Raw genomic sequence first — 617 nt, 5'->3', positions numbered from 1 at the left:
CATAACTTACTCTTTTTATTCTTTTATTTATTAATTCATAGATTTAACAAATTGTTCTAAAAAATTAAAATCTATATTCTCTCCAATAACATTATACATACTAAAAAATTTCAAATTTTTAACTTTACCTGGTATTATCTCAAAATTCTTCTTGTATAAAACTATTGTAGTTAAAAACTCTTTACCATTTTTAAAATTTATAACATAGCTTTCCTCATCATCGAGTTTTTCTTCTAGCTTATTTTTTAGCAATAATACTGGTATATTTTTATATTGTTTTAAAAAGTTTTCTAATTCCTCAATTTTTGTTATATCTGTTGTTGATGTTATAGTACCACCTTCAAGTATATTATTTCTATGGATTACTTCAATAGTTAAATTATTTTTCGGCAAGTTATTTAAATTAATCCTTGACGATAAGCTCTTTGGGAAAAGTACAAAGGCTAAAATCACAATCACAATTATAACTTTCCATGTCATAGCATTTCTTTTTTTTATATTTATCCCTCCCTTTAATGTTATTGTCAAAAATATTTAGTATGTTCGCCAATTTACCACACAGAAAACTGGAAATTAACCTCTTTCAGTAATTTCATTTGTTATTAATGATTTTGAAA

General features: G+C 23.5%; 1 protein-coding gene. It reads right to left on the bottom strand.

The window, feature by feature from the left end:
* Nucleotides 1-30 precede the first annotated feature (30 nt).
* Nucleotides 31-480, bottom strand: a complete 450-nt coding sequence (locus JWF52_RS18960; protein ID WP_208335026.1) for a hypothetical protein — start codon at nt 478-480, stop codon at nt 31-33.
* Nucleotides 481-617 lie beyond the last annotated feature (137 nt).

It is taken from the genome of Clostridium sp. CCUG 7971 (genome assembly GCF_017590215.1).
Taxonomy (GTDB): domain Bacteria; phylum Bacillota; class Clostridia; order Peptostreptococcales; family Peptostreptococcaceae; genus Faecalimicrobium.
Note: the sequence above shows the minus strand (reverse complement) of the source record. Positions and strands in the feature narration are given on the sequence as shown.